Annotated in this window: 18 protein-coding genes; 15 read left to right on the forward strand and 3 right to left on the reverse strand. The window is 44.5% G+C overall.

Features of this window, described 5'->3' with window-relative positions; all coding sequences use genetic code 11:
• Nucleotides 1-4: 4 nt before the first annotated feature.
• The 7 genes from murA (at nt 5) to BLT29_RS02165 (ending at nt 5811) form a co-directional block, all read left to right on the forward strand.
• Nucleotides 5-1294, forward strand: a complete 1290-nt coding sequence (gene murA, locus BLT29_RS02135) for a UDP-N-acetylglucosamine 1-carboxyvinyltransferase (protein WP_090774677.1) — start codon at nt 5-7, stop codon at nt 1292-1294.
• 31 nt (nt 1295-1325) lie between these two features.
• Nucleotides 1326-2294 carry a class II fructose-bisphosphatase gene (gene glpX / locus BLT29_RS02140; protein ID WP_090774678.1) on the forward strand — a complete coding sequence of 323 codons (969 nt, stop codon included), beginning with the start codon at nt 1326-1328 and terminating at the stop codon, nt 2292-2294.
• A gap of 278 nt (nt 2295-2572) precedes the next feature.
• The gene (gene rho / locus BLT29_RS02145) at nt 2573-3850 is read left to right on the forward strand and encodes a transcription termination factor Rho (protein ID WP_090774679.1); all 1278 of its coding nucleotides are present in this window, start codon (nt 2573-2575) and stop codon (nt 3848-3850) included.
• Between the two features lie 3 nt (nt 3851-3853).
• The gene (locus BLT29_RS02150; RefSeq protein ID WP_090774680.1) at nt 3854-4345 is read left to right on the forward strand and encodes a PH domain-containing protein; all 492 of its coding nucleotides are present in this window, start codon (nt 3854-3856) and stop codon (nt 4343-4345) included.
• Between the two features lie 61 nt (nt 4346-4406).
• The gene (locus BLT29_RS02155; protein ID WP_090774681.1) at nt 4407-4649 is read left to right on the forward strand and encodes a type B 50S ribosomal protein L31; all 243 of its coding nucleotides are present in this window, start codon (nt 4407-4409) and stop codon (nt 4647-4649) included.
• Between the two features lie 86 nt (nt 4650-4735).
• Nucleotides 4736-5320, forward strand: a complete 585-nt coding sequence (locus BLT29_RS02160; protein ID WP_090774682.1) for a thymidine kinase — start codon at nt 4736-4738, stop codon at nt 5318-5320.
• Nucleotides 5321-5385: 65 nt separating this feature from the next.
• The gene (locus BLT29_RS02165; RefSeq protein ID WP_090774683.1) at nt 5386-5811 is read left to right on the forward strand and encodes a hypothetical protein; all 426 of its coding nucleotides are present in this window, start codon (nt 5386-5388) and stop codon (nt 5809-5811) included.
• A gap of 48 nt (nt 5812-5859) precedes the next feature.
• Here the strand turns inward: BLT29_RS02165 and BLT29_RS02170 are convergent, their stop codons facing one another.
• Nucleotides 5860-7179, reverse strand: a complete 1320-nt coding sequence (locus BLT29_RS02170; protein WP_090774684.1) for an FAD-dependent oxidoreductase — start codon at nt 7177-7179, stop codon at nt 5860-5862.
• Between the two features lie 141 nt (nt 7180-7320).
• Here BLT29_RS02170 and prfA point away from each other — a divergent pair, with 141 nt between their 5' ends.
• The 7 genes from prfA (at nt 7321) to BLT29_RS02205 (ending at nt 12845) form a co-directional block, all read left to right on the forward strand.
• Nucleotides 7321-8394, forward strand: a complete 1074-nt coding sequence (gene prfA, locus BLT29_RS02175; RefSeq protein WP_090774685.1) for a peptide chain release factor 1 — start codon at nt 7321-7323, stop codon at nt 8392-8394.
• The gene (gene prmC, locus BLT29_RS02180; RefSeq protein ID WP_090774686.1) at nt 8391-9239 is read left to right on the forward strand and encodes a peptide chain release factor N(5)-glutamine methyltransferase; all 849 of its coding nucleotides are present in this window, start codon (nt 8391-8393) and stop codon (nt 9237-9239) included. Before prfA ends, prmC begins: the two co-directional genes overlap by 4 nt.
• Before the next feature lie 73 nt (nt 9240-9312).
• Nucleotides 9313-9939 carry a stage II sporulation protein R gene (spoIIR, locus tag BLT29_RS02185; protein ID WP_090774687.1) on the forward strand — a complete coding sequence of 209 codons (627 nt, stop codon included), beginning with the start codon at nt 9313-9315 and terminating at the stop codon, nt 9937-9939.
• Nucleotides 9940-9999: 60 nt separating this feature from the next.
• On the forward strand, nt 10000-10449 hold the full coding sequence (locus tag BLT29_RS02190) for a hypothetical protein (RefSeq protein WP_090774688.1): 450 nt from the start codon (nt 10000-10002) through the stop codon (nt 10447-10449).
• Between the two features lie 245 nt (nt 10450-10694).
• Nucleotides 10695-11732, forward strand: coding sequence for an L-threonylcarbamoyladenylate synthase (locus BLT29_RS02195; RefSeq protein ID WP_176763757.1), 1038 nt, complete (start codon nt 10695-10697; stop codon nt 11730-11732).
• Nucleotides 11733-11807: 75 nt separating this feature from the next.
• Nucleotides 11808-12338, forward strand: coding sequence for a manganese efflux pump MntP (locus BLT29_RS02200; RefSeq protein WP_090774861.1), 531 nt, complete (start codon nt 11808-11810; stop codon nt 12336-12338).
• A gap of 63 nt (nt 12339-12401) precedes the next feature.
• A complete protein-coding gene (locus BLT29_RS02205; protein WP_090774689.1) occupies nt 12402-12845 on the forward strand; it encodes a low molecular weight protein arginine phosphatase in 444 nt (147 codons plus the stop codon).
• 37 nt (nt 12846-12882) lie between these two features.
• Here the strand turns inward: BLT29_RS02205 and BLT29_RS02210 are convergent, their stop codons facing one another.
• Nucleotides 12883-13242 carry a DUF4363 family protein gene (locus BLT29_RS02210; protein ID WP_176763758.1) on the reverse strand — a complete coding sequence of 120 codons (360 nt, stop codon included), beginning with the start codon at nt 13240-13242 and terminating at the stop codon, nt 12883-12885.
• Nucleotides 13243-13335: 93 nt separating this feature from the next.
• On the opposite strand from BLT29_RS02210, the gene BLT29_RS02215 reads away from it, so the two are divergent.
• Complete coding sequence (locus BLT29_RS02215; RefSeq protein ID WP_090774691.1) at nt 13336-14214, forward strand: DUF421 domain-containing protein; 879 nt, start codon at nt 13336-13338, stop codon at nt 14212-14214.
• A gap of 16 nt (nt 14215-14230) precedes the next feature.
• On the opposite strand, the gene BLT29_RS02220 is transcribed toward BLT29_RS02215, so the two are convergent.
• Nucleotides 14231-15019, reverse strand: a complete 789-nt coding sequence (locus tag BLT29_RS02220) for a potassium channel family protein (RefSeq protein ID WP_090774692.1) — start codon at nt 15017-15019, stop codon at nt 14231-14233.
• Nucleotides 15020-15025 lie beyond the last annotated feature (6 nt).

The raw sequence follows: 15025 nt of genomic DNA on the forward strand, positions 1-15025 counted from the left end.
TGCGATGTACAAATTACGAATTGAAGGTGGTTACCCACTTGAAGGGCGTGTGAATATTAGCGGTGCGAAAAATAGTGCGGTTGCGTTAATCCCAGCCGCGATACTTGCAGATGGGCCAGTGACGATTGACAATTTGCCGGCAATTTCAGACGTAGACACATTAGCTGAGCTTTTACGTGAAATTGGTGGGGATGTGACTCGTTCTGAACGAACGATGACGATTGACCCGACTAAAATGATCGCGATGCCGCTTCCGAACGGACATGTGAAAAAGCTACGTGCGTCATACTATTTGATGGGGGCCATGCTTGGGAAATTTCATAAAGCAGTGATTGGCTTACCTGGCGGATGTCATTTAGGCCCGCGTCCAATTGACCAGCATATAAAAGGGTTTGAGGCGCTAGGTGCGCGTGTGACGAATGAACAAGGTGCGATTTATTTAAGAGCAGAGCGCTTACGTGGGGCAACGATCTTTTTAGATGTTGTCAGTGTGGGGGCGACCATTAATATTATGTTGGCGGCTGTTCGCGCAGAAGGAAGAACAGTGATAGAAAATGCAGCAAAAGAGCCAGAGATTGTAGATGTGGCAATGTTGTTGTCAAGTATGGGTGCACGGATTAAAGGTGCAGGGACGAATGTTATTCGAATTGATGGACGCCCATCATTATCAGGTTGTAGACATGCGATCATCCCTGATCGCATTGAGGCAGGTACTTATATGATTATGGCAGCGGCAATTGGACAGCGCGTGTCTATTGATCACATTATCCCACTTCATTTAGAGTCACTTATCGCCAAATTGCGTGAAGTTGGAACGGAAGTAGATATTGATAATGATAGCGTGACAATTGGTGGTGGACGACGATTAAAAAAAGGTGCCGATGTGAAAACGTTGGTGTATCCTGGTTTCCCAACAGACTTACAGCAGCCGCTGACAAGTTTGTTAACGAGTGTACAAGGCACAAGCATTGTAACAGATACGATTTATGATGCACGATTCAAGCATGTTGACGAATTACGGAGAATGGGCGCCAACATTAAAGTGGAAGGGCGCTCTGCAATTGTGCATGGGAAGACGAGATTACAGGGGGCCAGTGTGCGAGCAAGTGATTTACGTGCGGGGGCAGCACTGGTTACGGCAGGACTCATGGCTGAAGGTGTAACTGAAGTCGTTGGTGTCGAGCATATCGATCGTGGTTACGAGCAGTTGGTAGAAAAGTTAACAAGCATTGGTGCGCGAGTACAGCGCGAGCGTTTAACAGAGGATGAACGAGAACGAGCGGCAGAATCATGATCATACTTTAATTGGAGAGTAGGGGAAATGAATGGAACGCAGTTTATCAATGGAGCTTGTACGTGTCACTGAGGCAGCTGCACTAGCTTGTGGACGTTGGATGGGACGAGATAATAAAGAAGAGGCGGACCGTGCTGCAACAGAAGCGATGCGAGATGTATTTGACACGATCCCAATGAAAGGGACTGTTGTCATTGGCGAAGGAGAAATGGATGAGGCGCCAATGCTTTATATTGGTGAAAAACTAGGAAATGGTTATGGACCGCGTGTGGATGTAGCAGTTGACCCGCTTGAAGGAACAAATATCGTTGCCTCAGGACAATGGAATGCGTTAGCAGTGCTTGCGGTGGCTGATCATGGACAATTTCTTCATGCACCTGACATGTATATGAATAAACTTGCCATTGGACCTGAAGCGGTTGGCAACGTTGACATTGATGCGCCTGTCATTGACAATTTAAAGGCGGTTGCGCGAGCGAAAAACAAAGATGTAGAAGACTTGGTCGTGGTCATTTTGAATCGCGAGCGTCATGAGAAATTAATTCATGATGTGCGTCAAGCAGGTGCACGTATTAAGCTGTTACAAGATGGGGATGTGGCTGCAGCGGTGAATACGGCTTTTGACGATACAGGCGTGGATTTGTTAATGGGATCAGGTGGCGCGCCAGAAGGGGTCATTGCTGCAGCAGGATTAAAGTGTTTAGGTGGCGAACTACAAGGAAGGTTACTTCCACAGTCTGATGAAGAAATAAGACGTTGCGCCAACATGGGTATTGCTGATGTTAACAAGTTATTTCGAATGGAGGACTTGGTTGGTGGTGATGACTGTATTTTCGCAGCAACAGGCGTTACGGATGGCGAGCTCTTGACAGGTGTACGTTATAAAGGAACAAAAGCAATGACACAATCCATTGTCATGCGAGCGAAATCTGGCACAGTCCGATTTGTCGATGGGACACATAGTATGAAAAAGAAACCGCAGTTAGTGATCCGTCCATAAATTTTATGTCAAAAGTGAATGAGTCTACTTGTAGGTCTATCATAGTGGGGCAATCGTGCCCCACTCATTTTTTAGATTGATTATTTTGAGCTGCTATGGGTAAAATAATTATAGCTTCTTTTCCAACCGATGTCCTAGTAGCAGTCTTTTGACGTTTCTCTTCTATGAATCTGCCATTTATTTTACATACTGGAAATAACAGTGTACTCATTGTATACTAATATTGAGTAGAAAACATGACGATGCGACAAATATAAAAAGAGAAGAGTGGTGCTGCAATGAGCATAAAAATTGCTGACTTAGAAAACATGACCTTAAAGGAACTTTACGAGCAAGCAAAACGATACAAAGTTTTAAATTACAGCAAGTTGACGAAAAGAGAACTGATTTTTGCGATGTTAAAGGCACAAGCAGAGCAAGACGGGCTATTGTTCATGGAAGGCGTACTCGACATCATTCCGGGTGAAGGGTTTGGCTTTTTACGGCCAATTAATTATTTACCTAGCACAGAAGATATTTACATTTCCGTTTCGCAAATTCGGCGCTTTGACTTGCGCAGCGGTGATAAGGTTTCGGGCAAGGTGCGCCCACCAAAAGAGAATGAACGTTACCATGGGTTGTTACAAGTAGAAGCCGTCAACGGTGAGTCTCCAGAAACATCCCGAGAACGTCCCCACTTTCCAGCACTTACACCTTTGTACCCAGATCAAAAAATTGAGTTAGAAACTGAACCAAGCCGTGTGTCTTCGCGTGTAATTGATATGGTTTCGCCTGTCGGATTTGGCCAGCGCGGTTTAATTGTTGCGCCACCAAAAGCAGGGAAGACATCACTCATGAAAGAAGTCGCTAATAGTATTGCGGAAAACCATCCTCACGTAGAGTTAATTGTGCTTTTAATTGACGAGCGTCCCGAGGAAGTGACCGACATGGAACGTTCTATCAAAGGAGAAGTAGTTAGCTCCACATTTGATGAAGTACCAGAAAATCATATTAAAGTGGCTGAACTCGTGTTAGACCGGGCGATGCGCTTGGTCGAGCATAAAAAAGACGTCGTTATTTTGATGGACTCCATTACGCGCCTTGCGCGTGCGTACAACTTAGTCATTCCCCCAAGTGGACGAACGCTTTCAGGCGGAATTGATCCTGCTGCTTTTCATCGTCCGAAGCGTTTTTTTGGCGCAGCACGTAACATTGAAGAGGGTGGGAGTTTGACTGTGCTCGCGACCGCACTTGTAGACACGGGTTCACGGATGGATGATGTCATTTATGAAGAATTTAAAGGGACTGGCAATATGGAGTTACATCTAGACCGCCGTCTCGCGGAGCGCCGTATTTTCCCTGCAATTGATATCCGCCGTTCTGGTACGAGAAAAGAAGAACTACTCATGACTAAAGAGCAGCTTGAGCAGCTGTGGACGATTCGTCGAACAATGAATGAGTCGGCTGATTTTGTAGAGCAGTTCATTCGTCGTATTCGTGAAACAAAAACAAATGCCGAGTTTTTTGAAGCGATGGCAAAAGAGATGGCGGGGAAATCAGAGAGGGTATTAAGATAATTTATGAAGCATGTTTATCGCGCTAAAAAGAGTGGGGGGATTATCGCAGCATTGATTGGTGCGGTGTTTCCAATGATGTTCGTTATCGTCATGATGGTATCACTTGGTAAGGTATCTCTGGTGCAATTGTTGACACTCGTGCTCTTTTTAATTTTGATGATATGGTGGTTTGTCAGAGGGATGTCTTATGTATTAACGGAAAGTGCTATTATTGTGAAGTGCTGGCCTTTTCGCTGGAAAATCCCTTATGCACATATAACTGAGGTGACCCCAATCAAAGATCCTACGACAGGGTTTAAAGTGTTGCAAGCATTTGAGGGGATCGAGATTTTTTATCAACATGGGCGCATGGACAGTGTTAAGATTGGTCCTAAGGAACAACAGCAGTTTCTAATGGCGTTAAAAGAAAAGAGTCCTGCGGTGGAAATAGCCGCTGTACTCCTTGATGAAGTGGTAATAAAAAACGGTTGCAATCGCCCGCGAAACTTGATATAATTTCGCTTATGTGAGGAAAACTCTGTTTCGCAAGATGCAGGGCAAAAGGAGTTGAAACAACATGAAAACAGAAATTCATCCAACATATCAAAAGGTCGTTTTTATGGATACAAGTACGGGCTTTAAGTTTTTGACAGGTTCAACACGTGGTTCTAGTGAAACGATTGAGTGGGAAGACGGTAATACGTACCCATTGATTAAAGTGGAGATTTCATCTGATTCACACCCATTCTACACTGGGAAACAGAAGCTTGCTGATGCTGGTGGGCGTGTAGACCGTTTCAAAAAGAAATACAATCTTTAAGCGCGATTGCTTTTGCATATTGAGAACAGGCAGAGAACATTTTGCCTGTTTTTTTATGTATACTAGTGCTAGCTGGGGGGAGAAGATTGGCGCAACTATTTTTTAAATATGGGGCAATGAATAGCGGTAAGTCGATTGAAATTTTAAAGGTCGCTCATAATTATGAGGAGCAGCATAAACGGGTGTTATTGTTTACGTCAGCTATAGACACGCGGGATGAAGTAGGATATGTTTCGAGTCGAATTGGTTTACGGCGAAAGGTCATCCCGATTTTTCCCGATACCGATATTTTTGCTGCCGTTGAAAGCAGTGATGAAAAGCCCTATTGTGTGCTCATTGATGAGGTGCAGTTTTTACATAAAGAACATGTGTTACAGCTTGCAGCGATTGTTGATAGACTTGATATTCCGGTAATGGGATTTGGGTTAAAAAATGACTTTCAAAACGAGATGTTTGAAGGCAGTAAATATATGTTGACATATGCAGATAAAATTGAGGAGATGAAAACGATCTGCTGGTTTTGTCATAAAAAAGCCATTATGAATCTGCGAGTCGATGACGATGGACAGCCTGTTTATACAGGGGAGCAAATTAAAATTGGCGGCAATGATTTATATTACCCTGTCTGTCGAAAATGTCATGCGGCGCCACCGCTCCGTATAAAATCATAACGTTTCCTGATTTCTGGGTATGCTATAAGTGCCGAATTACGGCGAGCATGTCTAGGGGGGACACGATGAAGAAGATAGTGGGATGTTTATTAGCAGCAGTGATTGGTTTAAGTGGCTGTGTCACACAAGCAGATGCCGACCGGATCAACCATGATCGGTTGACCGGCCAAGGGGCATTTGGGCCTGGCCCGCTCAACTTTGAGCATATGAAAGATGAATGGCATGATCCACGCTTGACGAACACGGGCACAAGCTATAAAACACCGACATATCCTCAACATACGCTAGAAGATGATGTGGACCAAGTGGTGCAAGTCATTGAGCGTCAAGGATTTCGCTCCGGGTTTGCCTTTTTAAATGGCGCCCAAGTGTATGTCAAAGTGTATCCAAAAGCGGATTGGGATGAGCAAGAGACAAAGCAACAAATGCGACAACTGGATCGTACGTTGAAGCAAGTCGTTCCACGCTATGATGTGCACGTAAGACGGTAAAAGAAGTAGGACCTAGGCAACGTACTCATCTTGCCCGAGGTCCTGCTTTTACTTGCGTCTTCTAGCCGTTTGTTGGAGCGGATCCCATACCGTGTTAAAAGGTGGGGCATAACTGAGATCAAGTGTCTCTATTGTTTCCATTGTTGCACCGTGGTGAAGTGCGGTCGCAAGGACATCGACGCGTTTGTCAACACCAGCGGTTCCGAGGAATTCTCCGCCTAATATTCGTTCCGTTGTCGCGTCATAATGAAGACGGATTGAAATTGGTTTGTGACCTGGATAATAGGGGGCAATGTGCGGTAAGGTGGCTTCAACACTTTGGTAGTCATAAGCTTTATCGTCTAATTCTTTTGTAGATAGTCCGCTGCGCCCAACCACAAGGTCAAAAAACTGATAAATTTGGGTACCAACAATACCTGAAAACGATTTGTGTACTCCGCACATATTTAACCCGGCAACACGTCCTTGTTTATTTGCGTGTGTCCCAAGTGGAAAATAGGTTGCACGCTCACTGACGCGATGAAATTGGGTAGCACAATCTCCTGCGGCGTAAACGTGTGGGATATTCGTTTGCATGTATGGGTCAACACGAACGGCACCACTCCTATGTAGGGCGATACAGGTGTTTTCTAAAAATGTCGTGTTCGGACGAATACCAACCGCAATGATGACTTGATCGGTTTCGATCTGCTGGACATTTGTATGAACGGTTGTGACGAAATGAGCTTCATTGCCGCTAAATCCAGTTACTTGTTCGTTTAAAATGACGCGGATCCCTTCTGATTGAGCTTTGTTATAAAGTTGCTCATTCATGTCTTTACTCAGGTCAGAGACAAGTTGGTGGGATCGTTGGATTAAGATGACACCATGCTGCTTTTTTCTTAAGTTTTCAGCCACTTCAAGGCCAATCGCGCCGGCCCCAATGACAGTAATCGTTTGTTGTTTTCGTTCAAGCGCTCCGGCGATCTTTTGTGCGTCATCAATTGTTTTTAAAGTATGAATGCCTGTGAGGGTCGTATTTTCCCAATCAGGGATAATAGGGCTTGCACCAGAAGCAATGAGTAGACGGTCAAAGGCAATAGAGAAATTCTCCCCGGAAACCGTTTTATTCACAGTGTCAATTGACTGCACATCATGATTTGTCCGGGCGTCAATGCGGTACTTTGTCCGGTATGTGTTGGCGTCGCGGGCGATGAGTTTGTCTATCGATGAAATAGCTCCGCCAATCCAGTATGGTAAGCCACATTGCGCGTAAGAGTAATGCTCACCACGTTCTAGCACAGTGATTTCGGCATCTTGCTGATGTCTAAAAATTTGCATCGCCGCACTCATGCCAGCTGCGTCGCCACCAATAATTACATATTTCATGTGTATGCCTCCCCCTTCTGTTTCCATTATACCCGAAAGCAGTTAGCAAAAACCGTGAACAGACACGCTGTCATTGACCATGTCACGCGTCGTGTACTATAATAACAGAAAAGAGATGGCGATTGATAATGAGGTGAAGTGGTGTTAGATCGATTACAAGCAGTAGAGGATCGTTATGATTATTTAAATGAGCAATTAAGTGATCCTGCTGTCATTAGTGATGCGAAAAAGCTGCGAGAGTATTCTAAGGAGCAAGCTGATATAGAAGAAACCGTTCAAGCCTACCGTACGTATAAAGAAGTAACCAAACAGTATGAAGACGCCAAAGCGATGCTGGCAGAGAAACTTGATGCGGAGATGCACGAGATGGTGAAAGAAGAGCTGAGTGAGCTCGGGGGACAGCGTGAAGCATTAAGTGCCCAGTTGAAAGTATTACTTTTGCCGAAAGACCCGAACGACGATAAAAATGTCATCATTGAGATTCGTGGTGCGGCCGGTGGCGATGAAGCGCAACTGTTTGCCGGAGACTTGTACAAAATGTACCATCGCTATGCCGAAGCGCAAGGATGGAAAATTGAAGTCATTGAAGCGAATGCAACGGAGCTTGGTGGCTATAAAGAAATTATTTTTATGGTTAATGGAAAAGGGGCCTATTCAAAATTAAAGTATGAAAATGGTGCTCATCGTGTGCAACGCGTGCCGCAAACGGAGTCCGGCGGTCGTATTCATACATCTACAGCAACTGTTGCTGTTCTTCCTGAAGCAGAGGAAGTGGAGATTGATATTCATGAAAAAGATATTCGGGTAGATACGTTTGCCTCAAGCGGGCCGGGTGGGCAAAGTGTAAACACCACGATGTCAGCTGTTCGCTTAACGCATTTACCAACGAATACAGTCGTCTCGTGCCAAGACGAGAAGTCACAAATTAAAAATAAAGATAAAGCAATGAAGGTACTTCGTGCGCGCATTTTTGATAAAGTGCAACAAGAAGCAGAAGCAGAATATGCAGCAACCCGGAAACTTGCTGTTGGAACGGGTGATCGCTCAGAGCGAATTCGTACGTACAATTTCCCACAAAGTCGTGTAACGGATCATCGCATTGGTTTAACGTTGCAAAAGCTAGAGCAAATTTTACAAGGAAAGCTCGATGAAGTGATTGATGCCCTTGTTGTTGCTGATCAAGCTGAGGCGATGAATAAGGCGGAACAAGGATGACGGTCCGTATTTATGAAGCTCTTCGCTGGGCTTCTTCTTTTTTGCAGGCGAACAATTTAGAGGAACCAGCGGGGGAATGGCTGCTGCTGCATCATACAAAATACAGTCGCGCTCAGTTGTTGTCGCGCTTGCATGATCTACTTCCAGAAACAACTTGGCAGGCGTTCCAAGCGGATGTTAAGACGCTTCAAACAGGGATACCCGTGCAATATATTGTTGGATATGAACAATTTTATGGGCGAACCTTTGCGGTCAATCAAGATGTACTCATTCCGCGACCAGAGACCGAGGAGTTAATTATTCATGTGTTGCAACGAATGCCCAGCCGTCCGCTCAAAGTGCTCGACGTCGGTACAGGAAGTGGTGTGATTGCGACAACATTAAAATTAGAACGGCCTGATTGTGAAATCACTGCAATTGATATATCAGACACGGCCTTACACGTAGCGAAGGAGAATGCAAAGAACCTTGGCGCAGATGTCCGGTTTCTTAGTGGTGATTTAGTCGCGCCGGTGATTGGCCAACAATTTGATGTGATCGTTTCTAATCCACCTTACATTGCAACAGGAGAAAAAGAATACTTAGCCACCCAAGTAAAAGATTTTGAGCCAGAGACAGCATTGTTTGCCGGTCAAGATGGTCTTGACGTTTATCGTCGCCTTGCGAGTGAGCTCCAAGCCGTGGCGAAGCCTTCGTTTCTCATTGCATTAGAAATTGGTGCAAACCAAGGAGAGCAAGTGAAACGATTGTTTGCCGCCACGTTTCAAGCCGCTGCCATTGATATTGTGTATGATATAAACGGCAAAGATCGGATTGTGTTGGTTAACAGGACGAGCAATCAATAAAACTGTCGAACGATTTCTCGTTTAAATACCGTCCTCACTGTTCAGACTGATGGATGAGAGGACGGTGCGAACGATGAAGCCAAGAGCAATCATTTATTTATTCATTTCTTTATGTGTGACATTAATGAGCTGGGAAGCACAAAATGCCCAGGCAGAGAGAGCTTTTCATGAAGAAGTATCAGCGGAAGAAGCGATCCGTTTACGCATTTTAGCGGACAGTGATTCGATTGCGGATCAAGCAGTGAAACGGGAGATTCGTGATGAAGTCAATGTAGAAGTGACGAAATGGGTAGATGACTTAACAGATATGAAAGAAGCGGAAGCAATCATGGAGAGTCGTCTAGATGAAATTGAAGAGATTGTAGCAGCAGTGTTAGCACGTCGGGACCTTGAGCAAACATATACCGTCTCCCTTGAGGAAACGCAATTCCCAACGAAGCTGTATGGTAATATGGTTTACCCTGCTGGAATATATAAAGCATTGCTCATCACATTAGGTGAAGGACAAGGTGAGAATTGGTGGTGTGTACTATTTCCACCACTATGTTTTGTAGATATGGAACATGGTGAAGCGGTGGAACAAGCGGAAGATACGGAGGAGACAGAAGAGCTACAAGAAGAAGTGCAACAAGAAGAGGTGGAAACGTCATTTTTCTTTGTCGATTTCTTCACGTCACTTTGGGAGCAAATATTTGGATAGTGCTATTTGCGTAACTGTGATCATACGTTATCAATAGTGTAGTGAAAAGGAGGACGTATGATGGGGATGGCTGTGAGGAAAATGGAAGAGACAGACTTGCTAGCTGTACAAGCAATGCTGGCACGTGCGCGTGTAGAAACAAAAATTGAGCAAAAGGCTTGCGATCAATTTGTTGTCATTGAAAATGAAGAAGGCACACTGGTTGGTACAGTCGGTTTAGAGAAAACGGGAACATACGGTTTGTTACGTACGCTCGTTCTTGATGCAGAAAAAACATATCCGGCAATGATGATTGAGTTTTTGCAAGTATGTATTGCTTACGCACAAGCTGAAGGAGTAGAAACCTTGTTTGCGGTGAGCGCGGGAGAAATGGCATTACTTTCGGCACTTGGTTTTACAAAGGTGACACGAGAAATGTTGCCAACAGAGATTGCACAATTAGATCATTATCAACAAGTAACACAGACGGAAGATGCCACGACGTGGTGTTACAGTTGTTCACCAGAGTAAGAAACACGAACAGTTTGTGAGAATGTGTGGATGTGTGGATAAAAAACGAGCATCGTGGACTCATATATGAGGAAAAGCTGAGTATATCAACTTATGAACAGGTTATCCACAGTCTGTGGGTAATCTTTTTTCTCCGGTATATCTTTACTTATACCATTGCCGTCTAACGTTAAAACGACTGATACATAAGGGATTTAATCATATGGATGCGAGCGGTAAACATGAAAAAGAAGAGGCGAACAGTTGTGAGTTATAAACAAACGAAAGTATGGACTGTGGATATAAGTCAAAAGCATATCGCACAAAGCGCAGCAATAAAGGAAGCTGCTTTGTGGATAAGAGAAGGAAAGACGGTTGCGTTCCCGACAGAAACAGTGTATGGCCTCGGAGCGAATGCTTTGTCCGAGGTCGCAGTCGCAAACATTTTTATGGCAAAAGGTCGTCCAAGTGATAACCCCCTTATTGTACACATTGGTGATAAGAAACAATTAACGAATTTGGTGACTAAAGTGCCATCGCATGCCACACAACTTATGGAAGCATTTTGGCCAGGAGCGTTAACACTGATCTTACATTCAAAAGAGATTGTCGCTAAAAATGTGTCTGCTGGATTAAATACAATTGCCGTACGCATGCCAGATCATCCTGTCGCATTGGCGCTACTACAAACGTCTGATGTGCCAGTAGCAGCGCCAAGCGCAAATTTATCGGGCCGACCATCGCCGACAAACGCTGCGCATGTGTTAGCGGATTTAAGCGGGGCGATTGATGGCATCGTTGATGCGGGTATAACAGGGATCGGTGTAGAATCGACCGTACTTGATGTGACGGGCACGCAACCGGTATTGTATCGCCCAGGTGGTGTGTCGCGAGAAGAAATTGAAGCGGTTGTCGGAAAGATTGATGTTGATCCATCTTTAAAGGGGCAGGTCGTTGTGCCAAAGTCTCCGGGCATGAAATATACCCATTATGCACCGAAAGCAAAAGTGGTGTTAGTGGATGAAGCAAGCGTGCTGAAATGTGAAGTAAAAGCGGCGCGGGCGCGTGGCGAACGTGTTGGAATCTTTGCGACACGTGGAGAAATAGACTATGAGGCCGACGTCATTATCAAAGGAAAAAGTTTGGCGCACGTAGCCCAAATGTTATACGCATCATTACGGCGCTTTGACGAGGAAAACGTCACAGTCATTTATGTGGAGACCGTTCCGGAAATAGGTATTGGCCTTGCCATCATGAATCGCCTCGAAAAAGCAGCTGGCGGACGGATGATTTCGAAAAAGTAGTCTCGTCCTTCAGGTACCGTCATATACTCAGGTGAGCACGTTCTTTCAAAAGGGTGTGATGACGTGGATGAGTTGATGACAATCGGACTGATGGCTGCAGCGTTAGGGATGGATGCTTTCTCATTAACGCTCGGAATGGGCATGCTAGGCTTAAAGGCTGGACAAGTTATTCGGATTGGGGCCGCAATTGGTGGGTTTCATGTTGCGATGCCGCTTGCGGGAATATTTATTGGGAAGTGGGTCACGTCCCGCTTTGACATGATCGCCTTGTATGTAGGTGGTGGATTGTTAGTTGTCATGGGTTTACAAATGATTTTAGCGTCCTTTTCAAAAAATGGTGTGAATCAGTTACATCCATTTGGTTTTGGACTCTTTTTACTTGCGCTTGGTGTGAGCATCGATAGTTTCTCGATCGGTTTATCGCTTGGCATTTTAGGCGCAAAAACTTTGGTGACCGTAGCGTTAATCGGTTTCATGAGTATGATCCTTTCTTGGGGAGGTCTCATGCTAGGCAATCGATTTCATCGTTATATAGGTGTTTACAGTGAGCGGCTAGGTGGCTGCATTTTACTTGGATTCGGTCTGCAAATGATGTTGCCGCTGTGATTTAGCGGACGTGGTGATTTATGTTACACTAAAAGCATGAGTATAGGATGGAAGGTGGAAACAATGAAAAAACGCATTTTATTTGTTTGCACAGGAAATACATGCCGTTCACCGTTGGCAGCGGCTTTTTTACAGAAACTATCAGATGCATACGAAGTCCAATCGGCAGGGGTGTTTGCGCAAGACGGCAGCCCGATGTCAGACGGCTCACAACATGTCCTCCAAAAACGCGGGATCACGTGTGATCACGAAGCGCAATTAGTGACCACGGCACTTGTGGACTGGGCTGACCTTATTTTAACGATGTCACATAACCATAAGGTTTACTTGCAGAGTCAGTATGTAGATGTCAATGATATTTTCACGTTAAAAGAATTCATTGGTGCTGACCAGTTGGATATTGCTGATCCGTTTGGACAAGCTGCGTCTGTTTATGAAGAAACGGCTTTAGAAATTGAAGAAGCATTAAAGCAATTTATTGAAAAAGATAACGGGAAAAATACGTAAGGTCTCCGGATGAGTAAAGTGGAGACCTGCGTACATATTACAGCGTGTAAATGGTGTGAAGGCGATAAGCAATTTGTTCCAAGCCAATGAGGCATTCAAATGCATCTTCTTCCTCAGCGCTAATATAGAAATGTTTGATTTCAAGTTCTATATCATGATAATCCTCTAACTCCCCTAATAATTGCATTTTCCACTTTTGATTGTCGTAGTTTGTTTGAAATGTATCCATCTTCGCGCGGACTGTCATCCATTCTTCTTTCTCTACGTGCTGTTTCATTTCGGTGACTGCTGTAAACAGTGCTTCGTCTCTGTCTGTTTTAAATAGATCGCCGACATTGCAGCCAGATAAGAATAAGATGAGGAAAAGCGCGCCAAGTAAGTAGCGAGTTTTTTTCAAAGTCATCCTCCTCATTTTCTTTGTGCATGCTTTCTGTTAGTTTGCCCAATAATAAGCGAAAATCATTCGTTTTTTAGAGACGAGGAGGATTGTATGACGGACTTAGGCCACGTGTTTATCCGAGGTGCGATAGGTTTCTTATTGTTGTTTTTGTTAGCACGGTTAATGGGCAAAAAGCATATTACCGATATGACGTATTATGAATACATCGTTGGGATTGCAATCGGTAGTCTTGCGGCGGAGATGACGTTTAGTCCCCATGTGCGTATGTCGAACTTTGTTTTCGGTATGTTTATTTGGGCATTATTTCCGATGATTACATCGAAATTGGAGCTGAAATCGTTCCTATTTCGGACAATCGCAGAGGGAAAACCAACGGTATTAATTGAAAACGGCAAGATTAACGAGGCGAACTTACGGAAAGAAGAACTGACTGTGGATGAGCTGATGATCCATTTACGGCAAAATGGCGTATTTAAATTGGCCGATGTTGAATCGGCTGTCATGGAGAAGAGTGGGCTCGTTAGTGTGATGAAGAAGAGTGATGTTGCGCCGTTAACACCGAAAGATGCAGGGATTGTTGTTGCGCAGGAGCACCAACCACAAGTTGTCATTGTTGATGGTAATGTGATGGAAAAAAGCTTGCTACAATATGGGTATACGAAAGAATGGCTACGTGCAGAAGTGGCAAAGCAAGGGGCAAATGATTTCTCTGACGTTTTTTTAGCGCAAATAGATTCGACTGGCGCAGTGTATGTAGATTTATACAATGACAAACAACATGTAGACGCACCAAAAATAACAAAGAAATTGTTTGTTGTGGCGCAAATGAAACAGCTACAGGCAGATTTACGTCAATTCGCGATGCAAACAAAACAAACCGCCGCAAAAGATGTATATCAACAGCAAGCGACGCAAATAGATAAGTGGATTAAGGAATTGTCGCCGCATATTGTTGAGCCACCGGGATAAGAAATAGGTGGCTTTTCTAATGCTGTTTAAGGACACTTTTTGCCATGCAGTGCGAGAAGGGCCGGTGCGAGAGCAACCATTCGTCGAAACAATCAACCGCACTGTTTTGGATGTGATCTTCGTGCAGTAATTCGCTGACGATATACGGTGTAGCGCTTGTCCGTTTACAAAACTGCCTGATCGTCGTCGCAATGAGCACCGCTTTCCCGTCGATCGCCTCGAAATCAACAGGGTGGTCAGGCGCAAAAATTGAAACAGATCGTGCCTGACAAACACGTGCTTTCTTTAAGGTCTCTTCATCGGTAGCGCGCCCCTGGATGTGGTGCACGTGTGGATGTTGGTAAGGCAATTGTTTGAGTTGATCTATGACGACAATATGTAATGACTCGTCTTGTGCTAATAATGTTTCCAACGTTACCGCGGTTTTTTGTGACCAAGTGATCATGACGATGTGGTCTTTCACATGGGTGCCCACATGATGGCCTCCTTTCTTCTTTTCATACGTTGTAATGAAATCAATCCATTTTGCGACCATGACTGCAAATAAACCGACACCGACAAGGTAAATGAGCATCGTATATAGTTTAGCACCAGCCGTTTCTGGCACGTGATCGCCATAGCCAACTTGCGAGACGGTTGTCATGACAAACCAAAAGCTATTAAACGGATCTTTAAACTGTTTCGGGTCTAGATACAAGAGGATGAACGTGCTAACGACTAGAAAAATAACACCAAGGAGAATGACTTTCCAATGAGAGACATCGATGGCGTGGCGTAGCACGCGTTTGATGAGACTGATGATCATGGGGGG

The sequence above is a fragment of the Shouchella lonarensis genome (assembly GCF_900096965.1).
Taxonomy (GTDB): Bacteria; Bacillota; Bacilli; order Bacillales; family Bacillaceae_D; genus Shouchella; species Shouchella lonarensis.

Coding starts and splice junctions, on each gene's coding strand:
- murA (WP_090774677.1), top strand. CDS start 5: ATGTACAAATTACGAATTGAAGGTGGTTACCCACTTGAAGGGCGTGTG.
- glpX (WP_090774678.1), top strand. CDS start 1,326: ATGGAACGCAGTTTATCAATGGAGCTTGTACGTGTCACTGAGGCAGCT.
- rho (WP_090774679.1), top strand. CDS start 2,573: ATGAGCATAAAAATTGCTGACTTAGAAAACATGACCTTAAAGGAACTT.
- BLT29_RS02150 (WP_090774680.1), top strand. CDS start 3,854: ATGAAGCATGTTTATCGCGCTAAAAAGAGTGGGGGGATTATCGCAGCA.
- BLT29_RS02155 (WP_090774681.1), top strand. CDS start 4,407: ATGAAAACAGAAATTCATCCAACATATCAAAAGGTCGTTTTTATGGAT.
- BLT29_RS02165 (WP_090774683.1), top strand. CDS start 5,386: ATGAAGAAGATAGTGGGATGTTTATTAGCAGCAGTGATTGGTTTAAGT.
- BLT29_RS02170 (WP_090774684.1), bottom strand. CDS start 7,179: ATGAAATATGTAATTATTGGTGGCGACGCAGCTGGCATGAGTGCGGCG.
- prmC (WP_090774686.1), top strand. CDS start 8,391: ATGACGGTCCGTATTTATGAAGCTCTTCGCTGGGCTTCTTCTTTTTTG.
- spoIIR (WP_090774687.1), top strand. CDS start 9,313: ATGAAGCCAAGAGCAATCATTTATTTATTCATTTCTTTATGTGTGACA.
- BLT29_RS02190 (WP_090774688.1), top strand. CDS start 10,000: ATGGGGATGGCTGTGAGGAAAATGGAAGAGACAGACTTGCTAGCTGTA.
- BLT29_RS02200 (WP_090774861.1), top strand. CDS start 11,808: ATGACAATCGGACTGATGGCTGCAGCGTTAGGGATGGATGCTTTCTCA.
- BLT29_RS02205 (WP_090774689.1), top strand. CDS start 12,402: ATGAAAAAACGCATTTTATTTGTTTGCACAGGAAATACATGCCGTTCA.
- BLT29_RS02215 (WP_090774691.1), top strand. CDS start 13,336: ATGACGGACTTAGGCCACGTGTTTATCCGAGGTGCGATAGGTTTCTTA.
- BLT29_RS02220 (WP_090774692.1), bottom strand. CDS start 15,019: ATGATCATCAGTCTCATCAAACGCGTGCTACGCCACGCCATCGATGTC.